The organism is Sphingomonas longa, from assembly GCF_016892685.1.
GTDB classification, from domain to species: domain Bacteria; phylum Pseudomonadota; class Alphaproteobacteria; order Sphingomonadales; family Sphingomonadaceae; genus Sphingomonas; species Sphingomonas longa.
On sequence record NZ_JAFEMC010000008.1, the window covers coordinates 1 to 25,175 of the forward strand.

General features: G+C 64.2%; 27 protein-coding genes. 16 read left to right on the forward strand and 11 right to left on the reverse strand.

Annotated features, from left to right (window positions below; all coding sequences use genetic code 11):
• From ILT43_RS18760 to ILT43_RS18770, 3 genes are all read left to right on the forward strand, one after another.
• A partial coding sequence (locus ILT43_RS18760) for a hypothetical protein (protein ID WP_204200522.1) occupies positions 1–347 on the forward strand: 347 nt, incomplete at its 5' end.
• 65 nt (positions 348–412) lie between these two features.
• Positions 413–1,117: a hypothetical protein gene (locus ILT43_RS18765; protein ID WP_204200523.1), complete on the forward strand. Its 705-nt coding sequence runs from the start codon at positions 413–415 to the stop codon at positions 1,115–1,117.
• 183 nt (positions 1,118–1,300) lie between these two features.
• Complete coding sequence (locus tag ILT43_RS18770; RefSeq protein WP_204200524.1) at positions 1,301–1,870, forward strand: hypothetical protein; 570 nt, start codon at positions 1,301–1,303, stop codon at positions 1,868–1,870.
• Positions 1,871–2,091: 221 nt separating this feature from the next.
• Here ILT43_RS18770 and ILT43_RS18775 read toward each other — a convergent pair whose 3' ends face one another.
• Complete coding sequence (locus ILT43_RS18775; protein ID WP_204200525.1) at positions 2,092–2,358, reverse strand: hypothetical protein; 267 nt, start codon at positions 2,356–2,358, stop codon at positions 2,092–2,094.
• A 507-nt stretch (positions 2,359–2,865) separates the two neighbouring features.
• On the opposite strand from ILT43_RS18775, the gene ILT43_RS18780 reads away from it, so the two are divergent.
• Positions 2,866–5,814, forward strand: a complete 2,949-nt coding sequence (locus tag ILT43_RS18780) for a TonB-dependent receptor (protein ID WP_204200526.1) — start codon at positions 2,866–2,868, stop codon at positions 5,812–5,814.
• Between the two features lie 94 nt (positions 5,815–5,908).
• Here ILT43_RS18780 and mgrA read toward each other — a convergent pair whose 3' ends face one another.
• Positions 5,909–6,985, reverse strand: a complete 1,077-nt coding sequence (gene mgrA / locus ILT43_RS18785; RefSeq protein WP_204200527.1) for an L-glyceraldehyde 3-phosphate reductase — start codon at positions 6,983–6,985, stop codon at positions 5,909–5,911.
• Between the two features lie 236 nt (positions 6,986–7,221).
• Between mgrA and ILT43_RS18790 the strand changes: the two genes are divergently transcribed.
• Positions 7,222–8,181: a tyrosine-type recombinase/integrase gene (locus tag ILT43_RS18790; RefSeq protein WP_425530314.1), complete on the forward strand. Its 960-nt coding sequence runs from the start codon at positions 7,222–7,224 to the stop codon at positions 8,179–8,181.
• 70 nt (positions 8,182–8,251) lie between these two features.
• On the opposite strand, the gene ILT43_RS18795 is transcribed toward ILT43_RS18790, so the two are convergent.
• The 3 genes from ILT43_RS18795 to ILT43_RS18800 all read right to left on the reverse strand — a co-directional run bounded on the left by ILT43_RS18795 (position 8,252) and on the right by ILT43_RS18800 (position 9,720).
• The gene (locus ILT43_RS18795) at positions 8,252–8,953 is read right to left on the reverse strand and encodes a hypothetical protein (protein WP_204200529.1); all 702 of its coding nucleotides are present in this window, start codon (positions 8,951–8,953) and stop codon (positions 8,252–8,254) included.
• Positions 8,950–9,078: a hypothetical protein gene (locus ILT43_RS19735; protein ID WP_275431476.1), complete on the reverse strand. Its 129-nt coding sequence runs from the start codon at positions 9,076–9,078 to the stop codon at positions 8,950–8,952. The genes ILT43_RS18795 and ILT43_RS19735 overlap by 4 nt, the downstream gene beginning before the upstream one ends.
• Positions 9,079–9,153: 75 nt before the next feature.
• Complete coding sequence (locus ILT43_RS18800; protein ID WP_204200530.1) at positions 9,154–9,720, reverse strand: hypothetical protein; 567 nt, start codon at positions 9,718–9,720, stop codon at positions 9,154–9,156.
• A gap of 221 nt (positions 9,721–9,941) precedes the next feature.
• On the opposite strand from ILT43_RS18800, the gene ILT43_RS18805 reads away from it, so the two are divergent.
• Positions 9,942–12,824: a TonB-dependent receptor domain-containing protein gene (locus ILT43_RS18805; protein WP_204200531.1), complete on the forward strand. Its 2,883-nt coding sequence runs from the start codon at positions 9,942–9,944 to the stop codon at positions 12,822–12,824.
• A 306-nt stretch (positions 12,825–13,130) separates the two neighbouring features.
• Here ILT43_RS18805 and ILT43_RS18810 read toward each other — a convergent pair whose 3' ends face one another.
• A complete protein-coding gene (locus ILT43_RS18810) occupies positions 13,131–13,859 on the reverse strand; it encodes a 2OG-Fe(II) oxygenase (RefSeq protein ID WP_204200532.1) in 729 nt (242 codons plus the stop codon).
• A gap of 79 nt (positions 13,860–13,938) precedes the next feature.
• On the opposite strand from ILT43_RS18810, the gene ILT43_RS18815 reads away from it, so the two are divergent.
• The 10 genes from ILT43_RS18815 (at position 13,939) to ILT43_RS18855 (ending at position 19,914) form a co-directional block, all read left to right on the forward strand.
• A complete protein-coding gene (locus ILT43_RS18815) occupies positions 13,939–14,661 on the forward strand; it encodes a 2OG-Fe(II) oxygenase (RefSeq protein ID WP_204200533.1) in 723 nt (240 codons plus the stop codon).
• A 118-nt stretch (positions 14,662–14,779) separates the two neighbouring features.
• Positions 14,780–15,058 (forward strand): type II toxin-antitoxin system ParD family antitoxin, encoded by a 279-nt coding sequence (locus ILT43_RS18820; RefSeq protein WP_204200534.1) that lies wholly within the window; start codon positions 14,780–14,782, stop codon positions 15,056–15,058.
• Positions 15,055–15,351, forward strand: a complete 297-nt coding sequence (locus tag ILT43_RS18825; protein WP_204200535.1) for a type II toxin-antitoxin system RelE/ParE family toxin — start codon at positions 15,055–15,057, stop codon at positions 15,349–15,351. The genes ILT43_RS18820 and ILT43_RS18825 overlap by 4 nt, the downstream gene beginning before the upstream one ends.
• 141 nt (positions 15,352–15,492) lie before the next feature.
• On the forward strand, positions 15,493–15,618 hold the full coding sequence (locus ILT43_RS19740; RefSeq protein ID WP_275431477.1) for a hypothetical protein: 126 nt from the start codon (positions 15,493–15,495) through the stop codon (positions 15,616–15,618).
• 68 nt (positions 15,619–15,686) lie between these two features.
• A complete protein-coding gene (locus ILT43_RS18830; RefSeq protein ID WP_204200536.1) occupies positions 15,687–15,902 on the forward strand; it encodes a hypothetical protein in 216 nt (71 codons plus the stop codon).
• 40 nt (positions 15,903–15,942) lie between these two features.
• Positions 15,943–16,116 (forward strand): hypothetical protein, encoded by a 174-nt coding sequence (locus ILT43_RS18835; RefSeq protein ID WP_204200537.1) that lies wholly within the window; start codon positions 15,943–15,945, stop codon positions 16,114–16,116.
• A 384-nt stretch (positions 16,117–16,500) separates the two neighbouring features.
• Complete coding sequence (locus ILT43_RS18840; protein ID WP_204200538.1) at positions 16,501–17,478, forward strand: replication initiator protein A; 978 nt, start codon at positions 16,501–16,503, stop codon at positions 17,476–17,478.
• Between the two features lie 424 nt (positions 17,479–17,902).
• Positions 17,903–18,793, forward strand: coding sequence for a helix-turn-helix domain-containing protein (locus ILT43_RS18845; RefSeq protein WP_204200539.1), 891 nt, complete (start codon positions 17,903–17,905; stop codon positions 18,791–18,793).
• 204 nt (positions 18,794–18,997) lie between these two features.
• A complete protein-coding gene (parA, locus tag ILT43_RS18850; RefSeq protein ID WP_204200540.1) occupies positions 18,998–19,663 on the forward strand; it encodes a ParA family partition ATPase in 666 nt (221 codons plus the stop codon).
• Complete coding sequence (locus tag ILT43_RS18855) at positions 19,660–19,914, forward strand: ribbon-helix-helix domain-containing protein (RefSeq protein ID WP_204200541.1); 255 nt, start codon at positions 19,660–19,662, stop codon at positions 19,912–19,914. The genes parA and ILT43_RS18855 overlap by 4 nt, the downstream gene beginning before the upstream one ends.
• Before the next feature lie 16 nt (positions 19,915–19,930).
• Here ILT43_RS18855 and rfbA read toward each other — a convergent pair whose 3' ends face one another.
• From rfbA to ILT43_RS18880, 5 genes are all read right to left on the reverse strand, one after another.
• Complete coding sequence (rfbA, locus tag ILT43_RS18860; protein ID WP_204200542.1) at positions 19,931–20,797, reverse strand: glucose-1-phosphate thymidylyltransferase RfbA; 867 nt, start codon at positions 20,795–20,797, stop codon at positions 19,931–19,933.
• Positions 20,794–21,693: a dTDP-4-dehydrorhamnose reductase gene (gene rfbD, locus ILT43_RS18865; protein WP_204200543.1), complete on the reverse strand. Its 900-nt coding sequence runs from the start codon at positions 21,691–21,693 to the stop codon at positions 20,794–20,796. The genes rfbA and rfbD overlap by 4 nt, the downstream gene beginning before the upstream one ends.
• Positions 21,690–22,745: a dTDP-glucose 4,6-dehydratase gene (rfbB, locus tag ILT43_RS18870; protein WP_204200544.1), complete on the reverse strand. Its 1,056-nt coding sequence runs from the start codon at positions 22,743–22,745 to the stop codon at positions 21,690–21,692. The genes rfbD and rfbB overlap by 4 nt, the downstream gene beginning before the upstream one ends.
• A gap of 203 nt (positions 22,746–22,948) precedes the next feature.
• Positions 22,949–24,181: a glycosyltransferase gene (locus ILT43_RS18875; protein WP_204200545.1), complete on the reverse strand. Its 1,233-nt coding sequence runs from the start codon at positions 24,179–24,181 to the stop codon at positions 22,949–22,951.
• Between the two features lie 40 nt (positions 24,182–24,221).
• The gene (locus ILT43_RS18880; RefSeq protein ID WP_204200546.1) at positions 24,222–25,085 is read right to left on the reverse strand and encodes an NAD-dependent epimerase/dehydratase family protein; all 864 of its coding nucleotides are present in this window, start codon (positions 25,083–25,085) and stop codon (positions 24,222–24,224) included.
• Between the last annotated feature and the right edge of the window lie 90 nt (positions 25,086–25,175).

Sequence of the window (25,175 nt, forward strand, 5' to 3'; positions counted from 1 at the left end):
TGATATCTGGATTGGAAAATCAGCTCGGCGGCAAATTCATAATTATCGGCCTTAAAGGAGCAAAAGCCGACTGTGATTTGCAGAAGGTCTGCGCCTCCGGAGATACCATTCTCCGTGATAACAAGGCGAAATACTTGCGGCCTAAAGATTTAAGCCTAAGTAGAAAGCCCGTCGCGGCCATCGTTTCTGTATTGACGGCCAGCAATACACCGGAAGGGTTTGACGTCGTCCTGTCAGTTTATGATGTAAAATCAGGTGCCGTAACACAGCGCCGCGCCGAAATCGGATATCGCGGCGGTGAAGTTTCGACACAGGAGCTGCGTCGACTCGTTATAGTCGAAAGCTGAACTACCGGATACGGTGCTGACCGCGATCTGTGACAATCCCGCCGTGCAGTCGGTAGGGGTGGAGGATGACCACCTTCACATCCAGTATCGCTAGCCGCACGTTCGCGCCGCTGCTGCTGCCCGTCCTGCTCATCGCCGGATGCGGACCGGCCGGCAACGGAAGGGCGGAAAACGCGTCGGCAACCGCACCGGACAGGGTTGCTGATCGCCCGGCCACCGCAACGGCGCCGGCGACGCCTGTCGCGATCGCTGGCACACTGGGCGGAAAGCAAGACCTCGCCGTCGTCTACACCGCCGATCTGGCGCAGGCGGTAGCGGGCGCAAGGAAGATCCCCTTCCGGGCAAAGGGTGACATCGGCGGCATGATCTGCTCGCCTGCGACGATCAGCGGCAAGGACGCCGCATCACGCGCGCTGACGCTGACGCTGCCGGAGAATGCCGAGACGCGGGCGCATGTCCTGACCGTGGTTGCGCCGGAACGCGGCCTGCTGGAAATCTATTCGCCCTATGACGGCGCGGCCGAGGCGGACGACCTCGTCATACCGTCGCAGACGATCGCTTGGGCCAAAGCGCGTACCCGGAACGTCTTCACCACTAACACCGACCAACTGGACGGTCTACGCCCGGGCCGTGACGCACCCGAGCCGCTGTTCCTAGAGGCGGGACGTTATCGCTTTGCACTGGTGAGCGGCATTGATGCCGCCCTACTCAAGGCGAACGGCGCCCAGGTTGAGGTGATGGCGGCTTGCTCGTTCGACTGGACGCCGTGATACAAACATCGCAGCAATATCGACAATATACGAAAAACTGATGGTGGAGGCGTTGCACAGCCATCGGGCGGGCCGGGTGAGCCACGGGGCGATCTGAGTGGAGAAGGTGCCGGCTGCGAATTTAGCAGGGCTTCGGCCGACGATGCTCACGTGGATTCATTTGACCAGAATCCGGTTGGATGCATGCGGCAGTGGTTCGAGGACCCGGGTGTGCCGATCCCGTCGGCGATCAGCGCGCTGATCGGGATCAGCGACGCCGATGTCACCGGGCAGCGGATCGACGAGCACGAAGCCACCGGGATCATCGCTGGGTGCGACGTCGTCATTGCCCACAACGCCGCCTTCGATGCACCGCGTATCGAGCAGCGGCTGCCCACGACGGCAGGGCGTGCCTGGGCCTGCTCCTGCCACGAGGTCTCCTGGCCTGAACACGGGCTCGACGGCCGCAAGCTTGGCCATCTCCTCATGCAGCTCGGCCTCTTCCACCGGGTCACCGCGCCGCAGCTGATGTATGGGCGACGGTCAACCTCCTCGCCCAGTCGTTGCCGGGCGGCGATACCACCGGGGTGCTCGAGCTCGTCACCCGCGCTGGGCAGCCCACCCTCAAGGTCGAAGCCTGTGACGCGCCGTTTGCCGCCAAGGACGCGCTCAAAGCGCGGCTACCGCTGGCATGTCGCACGACGCACATGGTGGTCCGAGATCGCGACCGCGGACGAAGCGGTCGAGCGGCAGCGGCTGGCACAAGTCTGCTAGTGCCGGTCACTGCGCATCGCGACGGTTACGTGGTGTGAGCGGCATCGCTGACAGTGGGATGCACAAGGTATCTTGAACAATTTGTCGATGATAATCGGTAAGCTTGGCCCGTTATTCACCGCAAAAAACTTGTGTTTTGACGTCCTAGCGAATTCGCCCCCACCCGCGTTGTCCGCAGGTGGGGGCGAACTCGCAGCCACAGTCATGCCGCAGCCGGGGCTTTAGTTGCTGTCGGAATCGTCTTCCTGATCGTCGATGACGAAATAGGCGCCGACGGCGATGCCGACTGCGATGAGGCCGGCTGCGATCGGGCCGGCGCTGGGGCCGCCGAACTTGTTGGACTTGCCGCTGGTCGACGAGGCGCGGGCGCTGGACAGCGACAGCTTGCTGGCGGCGTTCGACGACGTTGCTGCGGGGGCGGCGCTGGCAGCGACGGGAACGGCGGTCATGGCGATGGCCGAGGCGGCCAGGGCGATGGATTTGAACATAGAGATACTCCCGGGGTTTTCTGCGGCGCGGTGCCGCGGGTCGATCGACAAACAGGTCGACCGGCACCCACCAAACGCCGGCCGCGCCGAAAAGTTTGAAAGCGAGAAATCCGCAAGCGATTATGCTGGCAGTCCGATACGTATCGGCCGTCGATCCGATCATCACTGTGGCGGAACCGCCAACATACTTCCGATTCGGATCGATCGTAGAACTGGCGTTTTGCGAGTCCGATCAGACTGTTAATGGCCAGCATGGGTCACATTGGAAATTTTTAGCGTTGATAGGGCGCTCAAATGGTCGGTCAAACTAGCATATTGAGAAATAACCGAAAACGCTTGGTGGCGATGCGCGGCCTCCCAGTAACGTGTTGCGAGAAGGCAACAATTCCGATTGCGCATGTGGATCGTTGCTCCAAAATCGATTGACAACGAATCCTCTAGTCCGACAAATCGGATCGATCTCAGGACCGCGGCAGAAACAGCGGCCTGATAAGGGGGGATATTCTGATGAAGCATGTTCTGCTGCTGGCTTCGGCCGCACCGATGGCGCTGTTCGCTGCGTTCGCATCTACGCCGGCACTTGCCCAGACAGCCACGCCGCAGGAACAGCAACAGGCCGTACAGCCCGATGCCGGCGTCGACGAGCAGGCTCCCGTCGCACAGGAACGCGCCACGCGGTCCGCGCAGGGACGCAGCCCCGGTACGCAGGCCACCGAAAACCTCGGCGACGACAGCAACGCCCAGGTCGCCGACGAAGGCCGCAGCCCGGAAGAGATCGTCGTCACCGGCTATCGCGCCAGTCTCGGCAGCGCGCAGGCGATCAAGCGCAATTCGGACGCGATCCTCGACGCGATCGTCGCGCAGGATATCGGCAAGCTGCCCGACAACACTGCCGCGGAATCGCTGGCGCGCGTCACCGGCGTGCAGGTCAACCGCTTCAGCGACGAGGTCAGCCAGGTGCTGGTCCGCGGCCTCCCCGACGTCGCCACCACCTTCAACGGTCGCGACATCTTCACCGCCGAGCTGCGCCGGTCGCAGTTGCAGGATTTCCCGGCGGGCGCGCTCGCCGGTCTGGAAGTCTACAAATCCGGCACCGCCGATCTGCTCGAACCGGGTCTCGCCGGCCTGATCAACGTGCGTTCCCGCCGGCCCTTCGACTTCACCGAGAAGTTCGTCCTCGCAGGCGGTATCCGCGGCACGTACAACGACCAGAACAAGAAGTACGACCCGCTGGGCAACGTCCTTGTGTCGGCGCGCGGTGACACGCCGCTGGGCGAGGTCGGCGTGCTGCTGAACGCCTCCTACCAGCAGGCGCATTACCGCAACGCGGTGCGCTGGGCCGATGGTTTCGTGACCAACCCCAGCGCGGGTACGACAATCGTCCCCGCCTCGGTCGGTCGCGACTTCAAGATCCCCGCCGCGGTCGGCGTCTACAACGACAGCGGCAAGCGGTGGCGGCCGGCGGTGAATGCCAGTGTGCAGTGGAAGCCGGCAGGGAATTTAGAGCTCTATTACGACTTCCTGTATCAGGGTTACCGCGGCGACATCGCCAACGACTGGTTCCGCGCGCCGCTGCTCGACAACAACCCCACGCTCAGCAACATCGTGCTCGTCGACGGCAAGCCCGATCAGGTCGAGAGCCTGACCAAGACCGGCGGGTTCCGGCCGGAGGCATATCGCAGCACGCAGCACGGCTACACCAACACCTATCAGGCCGCAGGCGGCGCGAAGTGGGATATCGGCCCGGCGCACCTGTCAACCGACCTCGCCTATACGCGCAGCGAATACGGCTCCGACGAATGGAGTTTCGACACGGCGTGGACCGCCGCGCCGCAGGTCGATGTCGACTTCTTCGTGAAGGGCGGCTCGTCCTTCGCGCTGCCCGGCTTCGACGCGGAGAACCCCGCCAACTACAAATGGCGCGGCTATTACGAGAGCATCTACCGCGTGCAGGGCAAGGGCTGGCAATGGCGCGGCGACCTGGACCTCGACACCAACGTGTCGCTGTTCCCCAAGCTGCAATTCGGTGCGCGCTGGACCGATCGCGAAGCGTCGCTGGAGCGCGGCAACCGCTATGCCTATACCGAGACGCTGGGCCTGACGCTGGCGCAGACTCCCGCCCAGCCGCTGGGGCTGACGCAGAACGTGTTCCGCGGCGATCAGGGCTTTACGAGCTGGCTGATGCCGACCCGTGCCGGCGTGGCGGGCAATGCCGAGGCACTGCGCCAGTTCTCCTATGACTCGCTGGTGAAGATCGTCGCCGCCAACCCGAACGATCAGGGCTATCGCGACGCGCTGGCCCGGTTCGCGACGCCGAACATCCAGCTCAACCCGCAGGACTCGTTCTTCGCGGAGGAACAGACCTACGCCTTCTACGGCCAGACCAAGTACGAGTTCGATGTCGGCTCGCTCAGGGTCGACGGCCTGATCGGTGCGCGCGTCGTCAACACGGTCGGCAAATACAGCGGCATTTCCAGCGTGTTCTTCGACGGTGTCCGGGTGTCGGAGCCGCGCGTGACCAAGGCCAATTACGTCGACATCCTGCCCAATGTCAGCCTGCGCTTCCGCCCCGACGACAAGCTGCAGGTGCGCTTCGGCTTCACGATGACGCGCACGAAGCCGGAATTCGGCCAGCTCAACCCGGCGCTCCGGATCGACCAGAACACGGCCCCGATCACCGGCCCGATCCTGCCCGATACGCGCTTCCCGTTGGCGTTGCAGGGCCGCCCGGTCGCCTATGGCAGCGGCGGCAACCCCGACCTGCAGCCGTTGACGTCGAAGAATTACGACGCGTCGGTCGAATATTATTTCAGCCAGACGGCATCGATCACCGCCGCGGCATTCTACCGCGACCTCAATGGCTTCATCAACAATTTCACCACCCGTACGATCGACCCGGTCTATGGCCTGATCGAGATCAGCCGGCCGGAGAATTCGGGCAAGGGCCGGATCAAGGGCTTCGAGGTCGGCGCGCAGACCTTCTTCGACTTCCTGCCCGGCCTGCTCAGCGGGTTCGGCGTCCAGGCGAACGTCACCTATCTGAAGGGGGAAAACCGCTTCCCGGCCAATCTCTTCCTGGCAGCGACCGGATCGGCGACGCCAGCCCCGTTCGTGAAGATCCCCGGCCTGTCGAAATGGACGTACAACACCGCCCTGTTCTACGAGAAGGGCGTCATCTCGACGCGCCTGTCGCTCAACAACCGCACCGCGTTCCTGAACAACCAGTTCCTGCCGACGTCCGATTTCTACGACGGCGAGGGTACGCAGAATATCGAGCGGCTGGACTTCTCGTTCAACTACACGCCGATCAAGCAGATCACGCTGACGTTCGACGCGGCGAACATCCTGGCGAAGCCGTTCAACAACTATCGCCAATATGCGCAGGATCGCTCCTATCCGCGCGATATCCGCGAAGAGGGCCGCTATTACGGTATCGGCGCTCGCTTCCGCTTCTGATCGACCGGGAGAAGCACAGTGGGTGGCACAGGCGGGACGTTCCCGCCTGTGCCACCCCGATCGTTTACGCCGGGGTCCCTTACCCCTTCAGGCCCTATACCTTCAGGCCCTGCGCCTTCGGCAGCACGGTGATGTCGGACGATCCCGACCAGATGTTGATCTGACCATCGGGGGCCGCGGCGTCGATCGCGGCGAGTTCGTCGCTCTCGAAATCAAGGTTGCCGAGCGCATCGAGCGCATCGTCGAGCTGTTCCACGGTGCGCGCGCCGATCAGCGCCGAGGTGACGCGCGGATCGCGCAGGACCCAGGCGATCGCCATCTGCGCCAGCGTCTGGCCCCGTCCCTTCGCGATCGCGTCCAACGCCCGGACCGCGTTGATATTGCGGTCGGTCAGCAGCGTTTCCGACAGCGACCCTCCACGCGCTGCGCGTGCGTCCTTGGGGACGCCGCCCAGATATTTGTCGGTCAACATCCCCTGCGCTAGCGGCGAGAAGGCGATGCAGCCGGTGCCGAGATCGTCGAGCGTCCCCAGCAGCTCACGCTCGATCCAGCGATTGAGGATCGAATAGCTCGGCTGGTGGATGAACAGCGGCACCTTCTCCGCGGCGAGGATCGCGGCCGCCTGTCGCGTCAGGCCCGGTTCGTAGGAGGACAGGCCGACATACAGCGCCTTACCCTGCCGATGCAGCTGGACGAGCGCGCCCATCGTCTCCTCCAGCGGCGTGTCGGGATCGACGCGGTGCGAGTAGAAGATGTCGACATAGTCGAGGCCCATGCGCTTCAGGCTCTGCTCGCAACTGGCGATCAGGTATTTGCGCGACGATCCGATGTCGCCGTACGGGCCGGGCCACATATCCCACCCCGCCTTGGTCGAGACGATCAGCTCGTCGCGGTGACCGGCGAAGTCGGTCGCGAGGACGCGGCCGAAATTCTCTTCCGCCGAGCCGTAGGGCGGCCCGTAATTGTTCGCGAGATCGAAATGGGTGACGCCGCGATCGAACGCGCGCCGCAGGATCGCACGGCCTGTCTCGAACACGTCGGCACCGCCGAAATTCTGCCAGAGCCCGAGGCTGATCGCCGGCAATCTGAGGCCACTGCGGCCGGTACGCCGATACGGCATCCGGCCATCATAGCGCGCGGGATCGGGAACATAGGGGGCGGGATAGGGCATCAGGCAAACCTCCGTAACGGAGGGCGGGGTTACCGCGCGGGAGCATAGACGCCAACCGCGCCGGGCGACGAAAGTCGCATGGGATCAGGCAATTGATCGGTTGGTGGCGTAGCTGCCGTCTGCCGCGAATGGGGATAAATTTGGAGTGGGCCCGACTTCGTCACGCTCCCGTCTACGGGCTTCGCCATTTGCCGATTGCACCCGGAATCCGCGTGATTCATGGTGGTGGCGCGATGATGCTGAGCCCCCTCTCCCCTGCGCCCGCGCTGACCTTGCCGGTGCTGATCGCGGAGGCGGAGCCGCAGGCGCAGATGCGGTTCCTGGAGTTCTTCGCGGCGACGATCCGGAACGTCCACACGCGGCGCGCCTATGCGCGCGGCTGCGGCGACTTCCTGGCGTGGTGCAGCGAGCGGGGCGTCACTGCCCTGCCGCAAATCCAGCCGCTGCACGTCGCCGCCTGGATCGAGGAACTGGGCCGCGAGGTTTCGGTGCCGACCGTCAAGCAGCGGCTGGCGGGGGTGCGGCATCTGTTCGACTGGCTGGTGCGGACGCAGGTGGTGCCGACCAACCCCGCAGTGTCGGTGCGCGGTCCCGCCTATAGCGTGCGGCGCGGCAAGACGCCGGTGCTCGACCCGCACGAGGCGCGCACCCTGCTCGACAGTATCGACGTGTCGACATGTATAGGATTACGCGACCGCGCGCTGATCGCACTGATGACGTACAGCTTCGCGCGCGTCGGTGCGGCGCTGGCGATGCGGGTGGAGGATGCCTTTACGCAGAACCGCCGGCTGTGGGTGCGGCTGCACGAGAAGGGCGGCAAGCTGCACGAGATGCCGTGCCACCATAATCTGGAGGAGTATCTCCACGCCTATATCGATGGCTGCGGGCTGGCGGAGGATCGCAAGGGGCCGCTGTTCCGCACGATCGCGCGCGGCACCGGCCAATTGAGCCGGACCCCCCTGCCCCAGGCCAATGCCTATCAGATGGTCCGCCGGCGCGGGCTTGCAGCGGGGATCGGGACGGCGATCGGCAACCATTCGTTCCGGGCGACGGGGATCACCGCCTATTTGAAGAATGGCGGCACGCTGGAACGCGCCGCGGCGATGGCGAACCACTCCTCGACCCGCACGACGCAGCTCTACGACCGTCGCCACGACGGCGTGACGCTGGACGAGGTCGAACGCGTGATGATCTGACGTGTCGAGGTGTCGACAGGTATACGCAGGTAGAGGCTACTGGCCGTTCGTCTGATCTAGGCCCACCCGCTTATCGGACGGACGCTTCGAGGTCGGCGTCGGGCCAGCGATACAGGGTGCCGACACGCCATGGATCGGATCCTTCGGGTTCGGGATGGTCCGCGGGATAGCGATAACGCGCCTCGGCATCCTCGGGGAACGCGACGCCCTCGCCCAGCCATAACAGCCGATAGGCGAGTGTGCTGCGGGCAGGTTCCATCGGTCGCACCGGCGCCTGCATCAGCCAGGCGACATCGGCGCGATAGGCATCGAACGCGTCGATACAGGCCCCGATCAGCGACAGGAGAGTATCCCGTGCCTGCATCTGCGGCGGGAGGGCGGGAAAGCGTATTTCGTTCGGGCGCCGGGGAAGGCGCGGGTGTGCCGGCCCGCCGGGCTGGTCGTAGTGGATCTCGACGAGCTGGGCTTCTCCCTCCGCCCGCCGGCGATTCCAGAAGACGATCGTGGTACCGGGATCCGCGTCCGACCGGCGACCGTGCAACCGGGCCAGATCCAGCCATTGTTCGACCGTGAGGTCATCGACCAGCGGCATCGCCTCCATCGTTTCGAAGCTGCCGCCTCGCCCGCGTGGGGAAAGCTCGGCGAACAGCGGATGTACCTGCGCCAGCGCTTTCGCCATGTCGCGCGTGCGCGCGAGATTCCATGCCGGAGGACGCGCTCCTGCCGGCCATTCTACCGAAAGGGACAGATGTTGCGTGATCGAGTCCGTCATCGCGGTTCTGGTGGCATCGGATCATGCAGCACCGGCGTAGCGATGCCGGCCTGCGTGAATATGCCGGCGATGGCCGCCGTGTCATGGGCCGTCTGCACGTGCCATTCGTTACGAATGCCCAGCACGGTAGCTGCCGCCTGCTGATCCCGACCCTGGCCCTCGATGCCGATCGGCGCGTCCGACCAGATCGCATGCGGGCATCACTGAACTCGCGCGATGCGGAGGCTGGGGGTGCCGTCGAAGGAGGCGAGATAGGTTCCGAGTGCGGCGCGCTTGATCTTGACGCTGTCGCCCGTTTCGGGCGGAAAGCGCGAGGCCTCCGCGGTTTTCCAGGTCGATCCGTCGGCCAGGACGACGACCCAGCGATCGCGGCCGGAACGCTCGACGCTGCGCACCGTCGAGTCCAGATTCTGGATCTCGGGCATCTTCTCGCCGGCGCGTCCGAACAGGTTTGTCGTGGGAAGCTGAAACCCGAACAAGGAGCGTCGCTTTTCGGCCACTTCCTCGCGACTGAGGATGGCGATGTCGTTGCTGGCACGCGCGGTTTCGAGCGCCGAGGAGGCCCGATCGAAGCAGGCCAGCCGTTCGGTCGGGCCGGTGATCGAGCGGCAGCGGGTGACGGCCTCGATGAGCTTATCGCCGGTGTCCTTGCCAGCCGTCTGCCCTGTCGAAGGCGCGCTTAGAACCATAAGCGGCACCGCCAACATCACGCGCTCAAAACGTCGCATCGACCATAATCCTATCTCTTTTCCAGTCATCTGCGTCATGCACGATGCCCGGTCGGATCACTGTGCCTGATATGCAACATCGCCTGTGAAAATGGCCGATCCGAGCGCATTATCCCGTCGTCTACGTTGCAATAGTGTTTCACTCGACGCTACGTTTGTAACCAATAAGGGTGCGATCAGAACATCCGGGGACCAAAAAATGCGTCACGCGCACAAGCGCGGGCGCAAAGTCTTTGTTGTAGCTAAAGGGGTGATTTTACATGAACTTCCGTTCGCGTCTGCTGGCGACCACGCTGGCTGCCAGTGTTCTGGCCATCGTACCGGCCCATGCCCAGACCGGCCCCGGCCCGGATTCGGGCACCGGCACGCCGACCAACAACATCGACCAGAACGCGACCGGTGAGCCTGCCGAAGGTGGCGAGATCGTCGTGACCGGATCGCGCATCGCGCGCCGCGACCTCGAAACCGCCGCGCCGATCGCGGTCGTCGGCCAGGAAGAGTTCAAGCTGTCCGGCACGGTGAACGTCGAGCAGGTCATCAACACCCTGCCGCAGGTGATCCCGGGCAGCACCGCCTTCTCGAACAACCCGGGTGGCGGCGTCTCGACGCTGAACCTGCGCGGTCTGGGCGAGAACCGCACGCTGGTGCTGGTCAACGGCCGCCGCTGGATGTTCTACGATGCGAGCCAGATCACCGATCTGAACACGATCCCGGCCTTCCTGCTCGAGGGCGTGGACGTCGTCACGGGCGGCGCATCGGCGGTCTATGGTTCGGACGCGCTGGCCGGCGTCGTCAACTTCCGCCTGCGCACCGACCTGAGCGGTGTCGAAGCCGGTGGCCAGTACGGCCTGACCGAGCGCGGCGACGGCCGTCGTTACGAGGGCTATGTCGCACTCGGTACGGCGCTGGCCGACAATCGCGGTCACGCGACCGTGTATGCCGAGTATTTCCGCCGCGAGGCGATCTTCCAGGGCGCACGCAGCTACTCGCGCGAAGCTCTGGGCGATAATGGCGACGGCAGTGCGCTGATCCCCGGCGGTTCGTCGACGACGCCGACCGCTCGCCTGACCTCTACCTATGGCGCGGCCTGCCCGACCGGGAACATCTTCTGCGGTGGCGGCGCGTTCTTCACGGAGCCGGGCGTCAGCCGTCCACGCGTGGCGACCGACCTCTACAACTTCGCGCCGGCCAACTATTTGCAGGTCCCACAGGAGCGTTACCTTCTCGGCGGTTATGCCGATTACGACATGGGCGGCGGCAACACGGCGTATGTCGAGGCGAGCTTCGTCAACAACCGCGTTGCCAACGAACTGGCGGCGACGCCGGTGACCGGCACGTTCCAGGTGAACATCAACGCGGTGTCGCCGTTCCTGTCGGCCGCCAACATCGCGGCGCTGCGTCAGCTCGACACGGTTGCGATCGCTGCCAACACGGTCCTAGGTGACGGGATCGTGCCGCTGTCCGTGCAGCGGCGCGTGCTGGAGACGGGTGGCCGCAACTCGCTCGACGAGCGCAACGCGTTCCGCATGCTGGTCGGCGTCAAGGGTCCGATCGCCGAGGGCTTCAACTACGACGCGTACTATAGCTATGCGCGGACCCGGAACGCCAACGTGCAGGCGGGCAACATTTCGCGCGCGGCATTCCAGGCGGGTCTGAACGGCTCGGCGGATGCGATCAACATCTTCGGCCCCGGCACGCTGACCCCGGCGATGGTCGATCAGATCTCGATCGTGGCGCAGAACGGCGACATCTCGGTGTTGCAGGTAGCCAACGCCTCGGTGTCGGGCGGCCTGTTCAACCTGGGCCTGGGCGGCGGTGACGTCAGCATCGCGGCCGGTGGCGAGTATCGCAAGCTGTCGGCGGAGTTCATCCCCGACACGGCGCTGTCGTCGGGTGACGTCATCGGCTTCAACGCCGGCGATGCCACCATCGGCAGCTACAACGTCAAGGAAGTGTTCGGCGAGCTGCTGATCCCGGTCGCAGCGCGTATCCCGGGCGTCTACAACCTCGAACTCACCGCTGCGGGTCGCTATTCCGACTATTCGCTCGGTAACGTCGGGGGCGTCTGGACCTATGCGGGCGGCGCGACCTATTCGCCGATCCGCGACATCACCTTCCGTGGTCAGTACCAGCGGGCGGTGCGTGCGCCGAACGTGGCGGAACTGTTCGCCGGCGGTGCGGTGAACTTCCCGCAGGCGCAGGACCCTTGCGCCCTGGCCTCCGCCGCGGCCAACGCGACGATCCGTGGCCTTTGCGTCGCAACCGGCGTCCCGACCAATCTGGTGGGTACCCCCGGACTTCAGATCAACAATCAGATCCAGATCCAGACGGGCGGTAACCCGAACCTTCAGGAGGAAGTTTCGGACTCCTACACCGCCGGCGTGGTGCTGCGTCCCAGCTTCCTGCCGGGCCTGTCGATGACGGCCGACTATTTCAACCTGAAGGTCGAGAACACGGTGTCCTCGCTGGGCGGTGGCTTGGTCAACACGCTGGACCTCTGCTATAACGTTCTACAGGACATCAGCAGCCCCTATTGCCAGGCGTTCGTCGGGACCCGTAACGCATTGGGCCAGTTCGACGGCACGGTCCTGCCGCTGATCGGCACCGCCAACGTGTCGACGTTGAAGGCCGAGGGTGTCGACGTTCAGGTCGATTACCAGACGCGCTTCCCGCTCTCGATGATGGGTCGCGACGACTCCCGCTTGGCCTTCTTCTTCCTGGGCACCTACACCCGGAAGAGCGACCTGACCCCGGTCGCCGAGCAGCCCGATATCGTCACCAAGTGCGCGGGAACCTTCGGGCTTACCTGCGGCAACCCGACGCCCAAGTACAAGTGGACGTCGCGCGTGTCGTGGATCGACGGCGGCCTGACCACCAGCCTGCGCTGGCGTCACCTGTCGGCAGTGCGGGACGACGACGATACGTCGGACTTCTTCGTCGAGCGTATCCCGGCCTACAACCTGGTCGACCTGAGCTTCTCGTTCAACATCACCGACCAGTACAATCTGTCGATCGGCGTCAACAACCTGTTCGACAAGAACCCGACGGTGCTCGGCAGCAACCAGCAGCAGGCGAACACCTTCCCCGGTACGTACGACGTGCTCGGCCGCGATTTCTTCGTGTCCACGCGCTTCAAGTTCTGATCGCGGACGGCGGGCCTAGCGCCCGCCGTCCTTCCGGAAACGGAGCGTAAAGCGCCTGTACGGGACACCGTGCAGGCGCTTTTGCATGCGCGCTGTCGGGCGAAATCATGTTCGCAGGTGAACGCTGGACTCGGGCACGGACGCGGCATCATAAGGTGCGGGTCATGATTGCGGCTATTGTCACTGTCGGCATCCAGGCCGCTACCAGGCTGGTGCTCGGTCGTAGACCGACGCCGTCGTCAGATCACCTAACGTGCTGACGTGTAGGAAACGACTGATGTCCGGTTGGACATGCCACCTGCGCCATTACCGGTCACGAAGCCAACCGGTGATGGCGAAGCGGGTCGCCCGCGCGAATGGCGGAACATAGGTGACGTGATGCGCCTGCGGCACCCGGAATAGGTTCAGCGCATTGAACCGCGGCCGCCAGCCGGCAATGATATCGCCGTCTGCGTCGAGGAAGTTCAGATAACCGCCCCAATCGGGCCGCCAGTCCTCGTCGCAGAGGTTCAGGACATAGGCGACGCGCCGACCTTCGTTTTCATGACTATCGTTATGCACCGCCAAAAAATCGCCGGCGCTGAAGAAGGTGGCCTGTGCATCCGCCTTGATGATCGACGCGATGCCGGTGATCGCGCGAGCCGTGTCGAGGAAGGGCGTGTCGTTCAGATGTTCGACCAGCGCGTCATGCGGCCCGCTTGGCTGCCATGCCTGGAGATAGGCGTGGATCATCGGATAATGCGCGAACCGGAACGCATAATCCTGCCCGGCGGCCGCGGTGTTGACCGCCACGGCCAGCGTCGTGCGTTGTTCCGGCGACATGGCGCGCAGTTCTTCGCGGCGCATCGACGACGGACCGCCAGCGCCGGCCTGCCACGCCGTTCCCCACGGTGTCTCCGATGCGAGAATGCGGCGGATGGCGTGTGCGCACGGGTCGGTCAGAAAATCGCGGATCTGCACGCGGCCGTCCCGCGCGAACGTCGCGGCTGCGGTGCCGATGTCGATCGTCGGCGCGATATCGAACAGCCGCTGCATCCCCTACCCTCCCCATCTCGGTTCGAAAATATGGCAATCTCTTCGATTTGCCGGCTGGGCGTGGCATAAGGCCGGACCGATGTCATCGCCACCTTTTGCCCTGAACCCGGCGCTGGACGCGACCGCCCTCGCCGCCCGCTTCGCGCGGGACGGGCGGTTGCAGATCGTCGATATCCTCGCCCCTGAGTCCGCGACGATGCTGCACGCGATGCTGCGGGAGCGGACCGACTGGCGTCAGGTTTTGAACAGCGGCGGGCGTGTGATGGAGCTGGATCGCGCCACACGCGCAGCGATGTCCGAGGAGCAGCGCGCCGCGCTGGACACGGCGGTGTATGCCGCGGCGCGTGCCGGCTTCCAGTATCGCTACGAAACGATCCGCGTGCCCGACGACGAGGCAGCACGCCGCACTAGCGACGATCCGCTGGCGGCGTTCGCCTCCTGGCTGTCCTCGGGAAAACCGCGAGCGTTCCTGCGGATGGTGACCGGTGCGGACGGCATCGATTTCGCGGATGCGCAGGCCACCGCCTATGCGCCCGGCGATTTCCTGACCGGGCATGACGACGCCGTGGCGGGGCGCCATCGTCATGCGGCTTATGTCCTCAGCCTCAACCCCATGTGGCGGACCGAATGGGGCGGATTGCTGCTGTTCCACGCCGGCGATGACGGCTGGGCCCAGGCGGTGGAGCCGCGCTTCAACACGCTGAACCTGTTCCGGGTACCTCAGATGCACAGCGTGTCGGAGGTGACCCGCGCTGCGGCTTATCGTCGCTATTCGATCACGGGGTGGCTGCGAGGCCAGTGAAAACGGATACATTTTACGAGTGTGACTATCGACTCGTCGAACTGTCGACAATCAGACGATGCGGTGTCTGATTGCAGCGCATGGCAATCTTTGCCATGATACTGGCGGAGACACCGGCATGGCATCCATGAACATATCGCTGCCCGACCCGATGCGGGATTACGTGCAGGACCGGATCGACAGCGGGCAGTATGCGAGCGCCAGCGACTATGTGCGCGACCTGATCCGTCGCGACCGCGGCGGGATCGAGAACGAGGAGCGCTGGCTGCGTGATCTCGACGGCTCGATCGCGCAGAGCCTGGCGGAGATGGCGGCGGGCGGCGGGGTCGACCTCGATGCCGCATGCGACGCGGTGCTGATCGAACTGGCGACGACGGACGGCCAGCACCGTTCGTGAAGGTCGTCCTGTCGTCGCAGGCCGTGATCGACCTACGACACATCGCCCGCTTCATTGCCCGGGACAATCCACCCCGTGCCGTCTCTTTCGTCGCCGAACTGCGCGATGTTGCGGGGCGGCTGGGCGAACTGCCGCACGGTTTCCCGCTGGTGCCGCGTTACGAGCGCCACGGTATTCGCCGACGATCGTGGAAGGGCTATGGCATCCTCTATTCGGCACTGCCCGACCGGGTGTTCGTCCACCGCATCGTCGGGCCGGGGCAGGATCATGATCGGGCGTTGGGACTGAGTTGACGTCCAGTCGACGTGTCGTGATGTAGACGTGTATACTACGTCGATTAGGCCGTCCCTCTCCCCGGCCGACCGAATTCATGCGCCCGTTTCCGTTAAATGGCGTACCCTGCACACGAGCGTATCGCTCCGAGGATCACGGGCATGGCGAAGAGCCAGCGTAAGTCGAACAAGGAAGTCCGCAAACCCAAGGCGGAAAAGATCAAAACCAACGCCTCGGCGGTTTCTACCAAAAATGATCCCGTGGCGATGCTGACTATCAAACGATAGGCGCGCACGACGACGATCGCGATCGTCAGCTTATTTTCTCCCCCGCCAGAATTATGAATGGAACGACGATGTCGCGAGCGATCAACATCACCGCTACCGAAGCCGAAGTCCGCGCCAGCGCCCTGAAGAACGGTGCCGCCATCAGCGCGATCGAGACGATCCTGTCCGGTGGCACCCGGGTCGTGTTCATGAACGGCGACGACGCCGAACGCATGCGCACGGTGTTCAAGAAGCAGGTCATCGCCGGCGCGGTCACGCGCACGCGCTGGGTCCGCAACGTCTGAGCCGGTCTGTGCGTGAACCGGGTAGGGCCTGAACCGGGTAATGCTTGAACCTGACCGCGCGGCCGCGGCGCAGCGCCGCTGGACGCAGACCGACATCACGACGCTTCGCGGCCGTCTGGAGGCCGGCGAGCGCGTCGACGATATCGCATCGGCGCTCGCTCGCACCACCGACGGCGTCCGCCAGATGATGGTGCGGCTAAATCTCGCTCGCTAACGCCTCTACGTGTCGACAGGTCGACAGGTCGACATGTCGACCTGTCGACCTGTAGAGGCGTGGTGCCGATGGTCAATACATGGCTGGCGAGCTACTGCTGAATTCCTACTCGAAAGCACGAACTTTCGATTTTTGAACCCACCCGCAACTCGATATTGGCAACGCCGAGCGATTGCGGCTCGTGACGGATATTCCGACCTCGTCGTCCGTCCTCCAAGAGCAGTATATCGGCTTTTGTCGAGTGTACGAAGAGGGTTGGGAACCCCGAAAGACGGGGTTTGGCACCGATAACGGCACCGGCTCGCAACGTCATCCTTTGCGGCCCATCGTCATAGCCTGCGACGGGGATGCCAAAAGTTCGTGCTTTCGAGTAGGAATTCGCAAATGGCCCGATCGACCACCCCGACCCGTTCCGCAGCCCGGCCTCGGGATAGCAAGAAGCCGGCCACGCCGCGTTCGCCGCAGCGCGATCTGTTCCAGCTCGACAGTCCGCTGACCGCCGAGATCCGCGGCGAACGGTCGCTGATGGCGTTCCCGTTCTTCGCGCTCAGCAAGAATGCGTGGATGAAGCCGCTGACCTATGATCACGCGACCGTCTCGATCGAGGTTCGCCCGTCGGCCAGCGGCGTCGCGACGATCTACGACAAGGAGATCGTGCTCTACATCGCCAGCCTGATGGCGGCGAAGATCGAGGCGGGGGAGGATGTGGTCCAGGACTTCGTCTTCACCGCGCACGACCTGTTCTCGGTCACCGGCTCCAACCACTCGGCGCGCTCCTATGGGCGGCTGTCGGAGGCGCTGGAGCGATTGCAGGGCACCCAGATCAAGACCAACATCGAAGCGGGCGGGGAGGGCGAGGAAGGCTTCTTCTCGTGGCTGTCCGAGGCGCGACTGCACTATTCGCGCACCAAGACCGGCGAGCGCCGGCTGAAGGCGGTCAAGGTGCGGCTGTGCGACTGGCTGTTCCGCGCGATCCTGCGCGATCGTCAGGTGCTCGATTATGCCGCGGCCTATTTCCAGCTCGGCCCGATCGAGCGGCGCATCTACGAGGTCGCACGCTCGACCTGCGAGGAGGGCCCGGACGGACCGGTGCCGCTGGAAATCGATCTCGCCACCTTCCGGCTCCAGATCGGCTACCAGAACCCGCTGTCGAACTTTCGTGCCGCGCTGAAGCAGATCGCGGGCACCGACACGATCCCTGATTACGACATCGCGCTGATCGAAACCGCGCCGGACGCGGAGCCGCGCGCGGGCCGGGGGCGCAAGACCGCCCCGGTCAGCGTCGTTATCACCCGGCGCGAGCGGGTCGAGCCCGAATCACCTGCATTAGCCACACCGATCGATTCGGTAGCGGCTCAGTAATTCCTACTCGAAAGCACGAACTTTCACGGTAATTGTTACTCGAAAGCACGAAGTCGCGCACCAATTCCTACTCGAAAGCACGAACCGGGTGCGACATTTGCATCGGAAATGGTGAAGTTTTTCGAATTCCTACTCGAAAGCACGAACCGGGAACACTTTCACTGTTGGTTTTTTGCTGCAACAAGCGGGGTCACGGCCGGTTGGGCCGGCTACACAAAGCTAATGGAGCGGCTGTGACCACATAAAGGAAAGCCCGGCACGAAGGCCGGGCATCCCAAGGGTATCATTGGAGCGACGTCGCCAAACGTCGAACCGGAAGTAACAACTCCCTCCATCTACCCCCGAACGAACGTCAGTTCAAGGATGCGCGTTTCGCGCCACGCCCTCTTTTTGTCCCGGTCCCAGCCCCTGAAGGGGATGGAAGATGACGGCGTTTACTCTCGGGGAGGCGACGGCGCTGGCGCTCGGCCGCGTTCGGCCGTCCGGAACGGCGCTTCGTAGCGGTGGGCGGACGCCCGCCCGCTCGGGTGCTCCTCACCGTACTGGCGCACCGGTGCTGCGCGGCAGTATCGAGGCGGGGACGTTCGAAGACCTGTTCTTCGCGGTGCCCGCCAAGGGCGAGACCGACCGGCTGCTGCGCATGGCGCGGGCCGCGCTCGATGCCGGACGACGCCTGAAGCGGGCGGCGCGGGTCGAGGCGCGCGAGCTGTCCGCGACCGAACGGACACTCGCCGCGCTGACCGCAGGCGCGGTACGCGTCTATGAGGAGATCTGCACGCTGGCGCGCCTCAACGCCGGCCGCGTGTTCCCCACCTACGATCATCTCGCCCAAGCGACTGCGCTGGGCCGCGCGACCGTGGCGCGCGCGCTCCACGCGCTGGAGGCGGCGGGCTTCCTTCTGCGCCAGCGCCGGTTCAAGCGGGTCGAGGAGGCGGGGGACGAGCCAGCACCAGCAGCATCGGGCGGACGGGGCAGGGGGCCGCGTTACGCCCAGACCTCCAACGCCTATCGCCCGTTGCTGCCCGGCCGCATCCTCGGCCTGCTACCGCGCTGGCTGCGTCCCGCACCGATCCCGGTCGACGCGCTCCAGCATGCCCAGGTCCGCGACGAGGAGGTTGCGGCGATGCATGCCACGCTGTCCTGCCGCGAACTGGCGCAGGCGACCGTCGGGGGCGCGCTCGGCCGGGTCCTCGCCTCGCTGGGGGCACGGATCGACAGCATAGCCTGTGAGTCTCAAAACCATCCGCAACCGCTACTGGATTCCTATATCCCGAGTTCAAACGGAGTTGGCCTGAACGGCCAACAACGAAATTGATGACCACAGAAAAGCGCGTGATCGCGAAATACCCAATCAACAGCACAGCGCCAGTTCAGGAGCGTCGGCTTCGCCGCCGCAATGCTCCCTAGAGGAAGCAGGCGGTTTTCGGTTCGGACGATCGCCAGCGGCGTGCTGGCTGAAACGCCGTCGATATGTCGGAAAGACGTTGAAGTGTTGGTGTCGACATGTAGAGGTACCGACATGAAGACAGCCAGTCGGACGATCGCGATCATCAGCCAGAAAGGGGGGGCGGGGAAAACCACGCTCGCGCTCCACCTCGCCGCGGCCGCCCAGGATGCCGGCGCGGTGTCGCTGATCGTCGACACCGACCCGCAGGCCACCGCCAGCCAATGGGCCGCTTGGCGACGGGACGCTCCCCCAGAAGTGATCGACAGCCCGCCACCCCGCCTCGCCGCCAAGATCGAGGCCGCGAAAGGGCAGGGCGCGCAGGTCATCGTGATCGATACGCCCCCCCACGCCGACAGCGCCGCCCGCGCTGCGGTCGAGGTCGCCGATCTCGTCCTGATACCGTGCCGGCCAAGCGCGTTCGACCTGTCCGCAATCCAGACCAGTGCCAAGCTGGTGCAGTTGCTGCGCAAACCCGCCTTCGTCGTCTTCACCGCCGGGCCACCGAATGCACCGCGCATCTATCAGGAGGCTGGCGAGCTGGTCGAAGGGTTCGGAACGCCGCCCTGTCCGGTGCTGCTCCCCGACCGCGCCGCCTATCGTCACGCGTCCGCCGAGGGCCGGTCGGTGATGGAAGCCGAGCCCGCCGGCAAGGCCGCGGAGGAAGTGCGCGAACTCTACCGCTGGGCGTGTCGACAGCTCGACATGCCGACACCCCGTTTCAGGAAGGTCAAACCATGAGCCGCAAGCCCAGCTTCGCCAATTTGCGCGCCCGCACACCGGAACCGGTCGCTGCGCCTGCGTCGGAGCCGCCCGAACCCCGCGCGAACAGCCGCGAGGGCCGCAAGCAGATCGCCGGCTTCTTCACCCCCGACATGTCCTTCGCGATGCACACCCTGGCGCGGCGTCAGGGGCGGAGTTTACAGTCGCTGATGGCCGAGGCGTTCAACGACGTGCTGCGGAAGCACGGGGAGAGCCCGGTGGGGGAGTGACCCGCTCAGTTGAAGCTCAGTCGCCATTCGCCGCATTGATGATAGCCTTGCCATATGCGGTCTTCTTGAAGACCTCGCCTCTGGCCCGTGCCTGATCGGCGGAGATGAAGCCTTGCTGGAAGGCGATTTCCTCGAGGCAGGCGACCTGGATGCCCTGGCGGTGCTGGATGGTGCGGACGAACTCGGAGGCTTCGAGGAGCGAGTCGTGGGTGCCGGTGTCGAGCCAGGCATAGCCGCGGCCCATCTGTTCGACGAACAGGTCGCCGGCCTGCATGTAGAGGCGGTTGAGGTCGGTGATCTCGAGCTCGCCGCGGGGCGAGGGTTTCAGGTCGCGGGCGAACTGGACGACGCGGTTGTCGTAGAAATACAGGCCGGTGACCGCGTAGTTGGACTTGGGCGCGGCGGGCTTCTCCTCGAGGCTGATGGCGCGGCCACCCTCGAGTTCGACGACGCCGTAGCGCTCCGGATCGTCGACGCGGTAGGCGAAGACGGTCGCGCCGTCCTTGCGTGCGACGGCGCTGGCGAGCAGGTCGGTGAGGTGCGCGCCGAAGAAGATGTTGTCGCCCAGCACCAGCGCGACGTTGTCGTCGCCGATGAAGTCCGCGCCGATCGTGAAGGCCTGCGCGAGGCCCTCGGGCCGGGGTTGCTCGGCATACTGGATGGTCAGGCCGAGCAGCGAGCCGTCGCCGAACAGCTGGCGGTAGTTGGGCAGATATTCCGGCGACGAGATGATCAGCACGTCGCGGATGCCGGCGAGCATCAGCACCGACAGCGGATAGTAGATCATCGGCTTGTCATAGACCGGCAGCAGCTGCTTGTTGATCGCCAGCGTCGCGGGGTGGAGCCGGGTGCCCGAGCCGCCGGCGAGGATGATGCCCTTCATGCGGGTACTCCCAGAAGTTCGTCGAGGATGTCGGAAAGCGCCGCCTGCCAGTCGCGTGGGCGGATGCCGTAGGCGCGCTCGATGGCACCGTGGCCGAGCAGCGAATTCATGGGCCGGCGCGCGGGCGTCGGATAGGCCGCGGTCGCGATCGGCTGGACGGCGGGGGCGGGGCCGCCGCGCAAGGCCGCCTGCCGGAAGATCTCCTCGGCGAAGCCCGCCCAGCTGGTCGCGCCGGCGTTGGAGAAGTGGAAGGTGCCGACGGGCGCGTCCGGGTGCTCGACCAACCGCACCGCGATCGTCACGAGCGCCGCGGCGAGATCGGTCGCCGAGGTCGGGCTGCCATGCTGGTCGGCGACGACCGACAGGGTGGGGCGGTCCGCGCCGACGCGCAGCATCGTCTTGATGAAGTTATGCCCGGTCGCGCTCACGACCCAGGCGGTGCGGACGATGACGTGGCGCGCGGTGCCGGTGCGGACCGCCAGCTCGCCGCCCAGCTTGGAGGCCCCGTAGACGTTGAGCGGTGCGACCGCATCGTCGACCTCCCAGGCCCCGTCCTTGTCGCCGGGGAAGACATAGTCGGTCGACACCTGCACCAGCGGGATGTCCGCCGCCTTGCACGCCGCGGCGAACGCGGCGGGCGCCAGCGCGTTGACCGCCCAGGCGGTGACGAGGTCGTCCTCGGCCTTGTCGACCGCTGTGTAGGCAGCGCCGTTGATGACCGCGGCGAAGGGCTGGCCATCATGGCCGGCCGCGACCCTTGCGGCGATGGCGGCGGTGTCGGTCAGGTCGAGATCGGCCGCATCGCTGGTGACGACATGGTAGCCGTCGGGCCAGACATGTTTGGCGAGCGCGGTGCCGAGCTGGCCACCGCCCCCGGTGACGAGGATGGCCTTCACGCGGCGAGGCCGCGGCGCTGGTCCGCCTGCCGCTCGTCGACGATGGCGCGCCACCACGCCTCGTTGTCGAGATACCAGCGCACGGTCTTGGCGATGCCGGTCTCGAAGGTCTCGGCGGGCTCCCAGCCGAGTTCGTCGCGGATGCGGGATGCGTCGATCGCGTAGCGCGCGTCGTGGCCCGGACGGTCGGCGACGAAGCCGATCTGCGTCGTGTAGCTCTCGCCGTCGGCGCGCGGGCGAAGATCGTCGAGGATGGTGCAGATCGTCTCGACCACCGACAGGTTGGTCTTCTCGTTGTTGCCGCCGACATTGTAGCTGCGCCCCGGCTGGCCACGCTCGAACACGGCGCGCAGCGCGCGGACGTGATCCTCGACGTAGAGCCAGTCGCGCACGTTGGCGCCGCGGCCGTAGACGGGCAGCGTCTCGCCCGCGAGCGCCTTGACGATCATCAGCGGGATGAGCTTCTCGGGGAAGTGATACGGCCCGTAATTGTTCGAGCAGTTGGTCACGACGACCGGCAGGCCGTAGGTGTGGCCCCAGGCGCTGACGAGATGGTCGGACCCCGCCTTCGACGCCGAATAGGGCGAGCGCGGGTCGTAGGGCGTATCTTCGGTGAACAGCCCCTCGTCACCGAGCGAGCCGTAGACCTCGTCGGTCGAGATGTGGTGGAAGCGGAAGCGTGCGCGCGCGTCCTCGTCCAGGCCCGACCAGTAGGTGCGCGCGGCGTCGAGCAGCGTGAAGGTGCCGACGATGTTGGTCTGGATGAACGCGCCCGGCCCGTCGATCGAGCGGTCGACATGGCTCTCGGCGGCCAGATGCGTGATGACGTCGGGGCGGAACCCGGCGAGCGTCTTCGCGACCAGTTCGGCGTCGCCGATATCGCCCTGCACGAAGCGGTAGCGCGGGCTGTCGGACACCGCCTCGACGGTCGTCAGCGTGCCGGCATAGGTGAGCTTGTCGAGGTTCAGGACCTCGTGCTCGCTGTCCGCGATGAGGTGCCGGACAAGCGCCGAGCCGATGAAGCCGGCCCCGCCGGTGACGAGTACGCGCATGCGAATAACCTCAGGAAAGCGGCGCCAGCGGGCGGCCGTCATAGGAAAAGGGGCTGTTGAAGGCGGCGAGCGCGGGTTGGGCCGCGTCCTTGGGCGAAATTTCAGGACTGATGCCGGCTAGCATTAGCTAGTCAATGAAAATCTATAGAACACTAAAATACATTATTTTATTGATAAACAATAGCAACTAAGGCAGAATAATTTCATTGGTTGGAGTTTCTCCCAACGAAATGGTCAGTATTTACGATAAGAAGCCTTCGAAACTTGGTTAAAATAGAGGAAAATGTATAATGCGCTAGAACAGCTTCTCGACCATTAATCCCACGACTAGTAGCATCATATTCGCCATGCGCCTCGGCTAAGGCGGTGACTAGCTCGGTTAACGCATTGACATCGCCCGGTGCAAGTATCCAGCCGGATTGCTCTTCGCGGACGGTCAGCGACAATTCAGAATCTGGGTCAGCGATTGCAATGATTGGCGTGCCGGCAGCCATAACATTGTACATGCGGCTTGGAACAGATAAGCCCTTCATTTCATCGACGAACGAGATGATCGTTGCCGTTGCACTCGCAAGCATCGGGCCAAGCATCTCTCTCGGTTGACGCGGTAAAAAGCGAACATTGGGTAGTTCTCCCGAGGCAATCGCGTTGGCGACGGTGCTAGCTTTCCCACCATATCCGACGAATAGAAAAATAATGTCGTGCCGATTGCGCAGATTGTGTGCGGCCGCGAGGATCGTCTCGATATCGTGCGTACGGCCAATGTTGCCGGAAAACTGAATGATGCAGCGCGCTCGGATATTATTGATCAACAGGAAGGGATTCGTATCTCGGGGTATTGGCTTGATCTCGTCGGGGTCGCCCCAATTCGGGATGATGGTGATCGGCCGCTTAACGTTGCCAATTTTTTGCTGAATTAGTTCGGCCATATCGCGACCGAGCACGATGATGGAATCGTATGCTCGAAAAGTCGCGGAGAACACACGCGAGAGCAAACGATAGGTGATACTGTGGGGGTGAATTATGCCAGTCGCTGCAAGGACTTCGGGATAGACATCGTGAACTAACAGATGAGTATTCATATTTTTGAACCGTGCGATCAAACCGAGCAGAGGCGGCAGCGTCGGAGGATTGGTGACTATGAGCAACTGATCAGCCCGGCGGAACCGGATGAGTGCAAACCAGCCGATCGACAACGTCAGAGTCAGCGTATTGATTGCGCGCAGCAGTAGGCGGTCCTTGTTGAAATGCGTTGCGCGCGCACGGTGGATGCGGACGCCGTTGCGATCTTCATTAGCGGGTGCTAGGATGCCACGCTCGCTGTAGGTCGGTTGGCCGCTGACGACGTTGACAGCCATCGAGGTGGCCAGACCTTCAGCAATGGCAGTTAGGAAATAGCCGGTCGAGGTCTGTTCTGGATAATAAAGTTCGGACACTATCCATAGGCGTGGTGGTGGCATCGTCATCCTTGGCAAATCAGTCGAAAGTAGCGGCGGCTATATCGCGATAGAGTCGCGTGGTGAGATCGTACCGAACGGCGATATTGTCATGGTCCGATAGCCTGCTGTCCGCAAACAGGCGTCCGCCAATCGCGGGCGCTGCGCGTTCGGCGAGGCGCGTAGCCGCGCGCGGCAGGCGCAGCCGGTACAGCCTTTCGCCGCGCGCTTGCGCGGTCAGCGCATAAGTGAAGGGCAACGGGTCCGCCGCAAAGACCACGCCGCTATGGGGCACTTGGGACAGATGCGCGATGACCTCTGCCGACAAGTCGATTCCTATCATCGCGCGAGCGACATCGCCGGTTGGAACGGGCATAATGCGCAGGCGCTGCCAAAGCCGGACAAGCTGTCCAAGCTTTCCTGAAATATTTTGCCCATAAATCAGCGGCAAGCGTAGGATGGTGACCGCGAACCGATCGTCCGTCAAGGCGAGCAGCCCGGTGTCGGCAGCAAGTTTGGAGTGGCCATAGTCGCTGGACGGCGCCGGTAACGTATGGCGATCGATGGCGCGCGCGCCGCCATAGACGGAAAAAGACGAGACGTGGATCAGATGCGCGACACCGGCCGCCTTTGCGGTGGCCGCCAGCCGTAGCGGTAGGTCGACATTGATAAGATGCATCATGCTGCTACTGCCGGTGCTGATCCCCACGCAGTTGATGACGCAGCGAATTCCGTTGAATAGGTACGCCGGGATATCGGCATAATCGCCGACCAACACATGTCGAGGCCGCTGGCTATGTTGTCGGCTAACGTAGCGGGCGCAATCGCCTAGCAACGGTTCCAACGCGGCCGCGATGCGGCTTCCTCCACCGATGACGAGAATTGAGATGTCGCACCCCGGCATCGCATTGTTATACCCGCGCTATAGCTGAGCAATGCTGTAGGAACAGCCCTTTCGTGCGAGGCCGTCAGCGCATATGCGCTGCACATGATT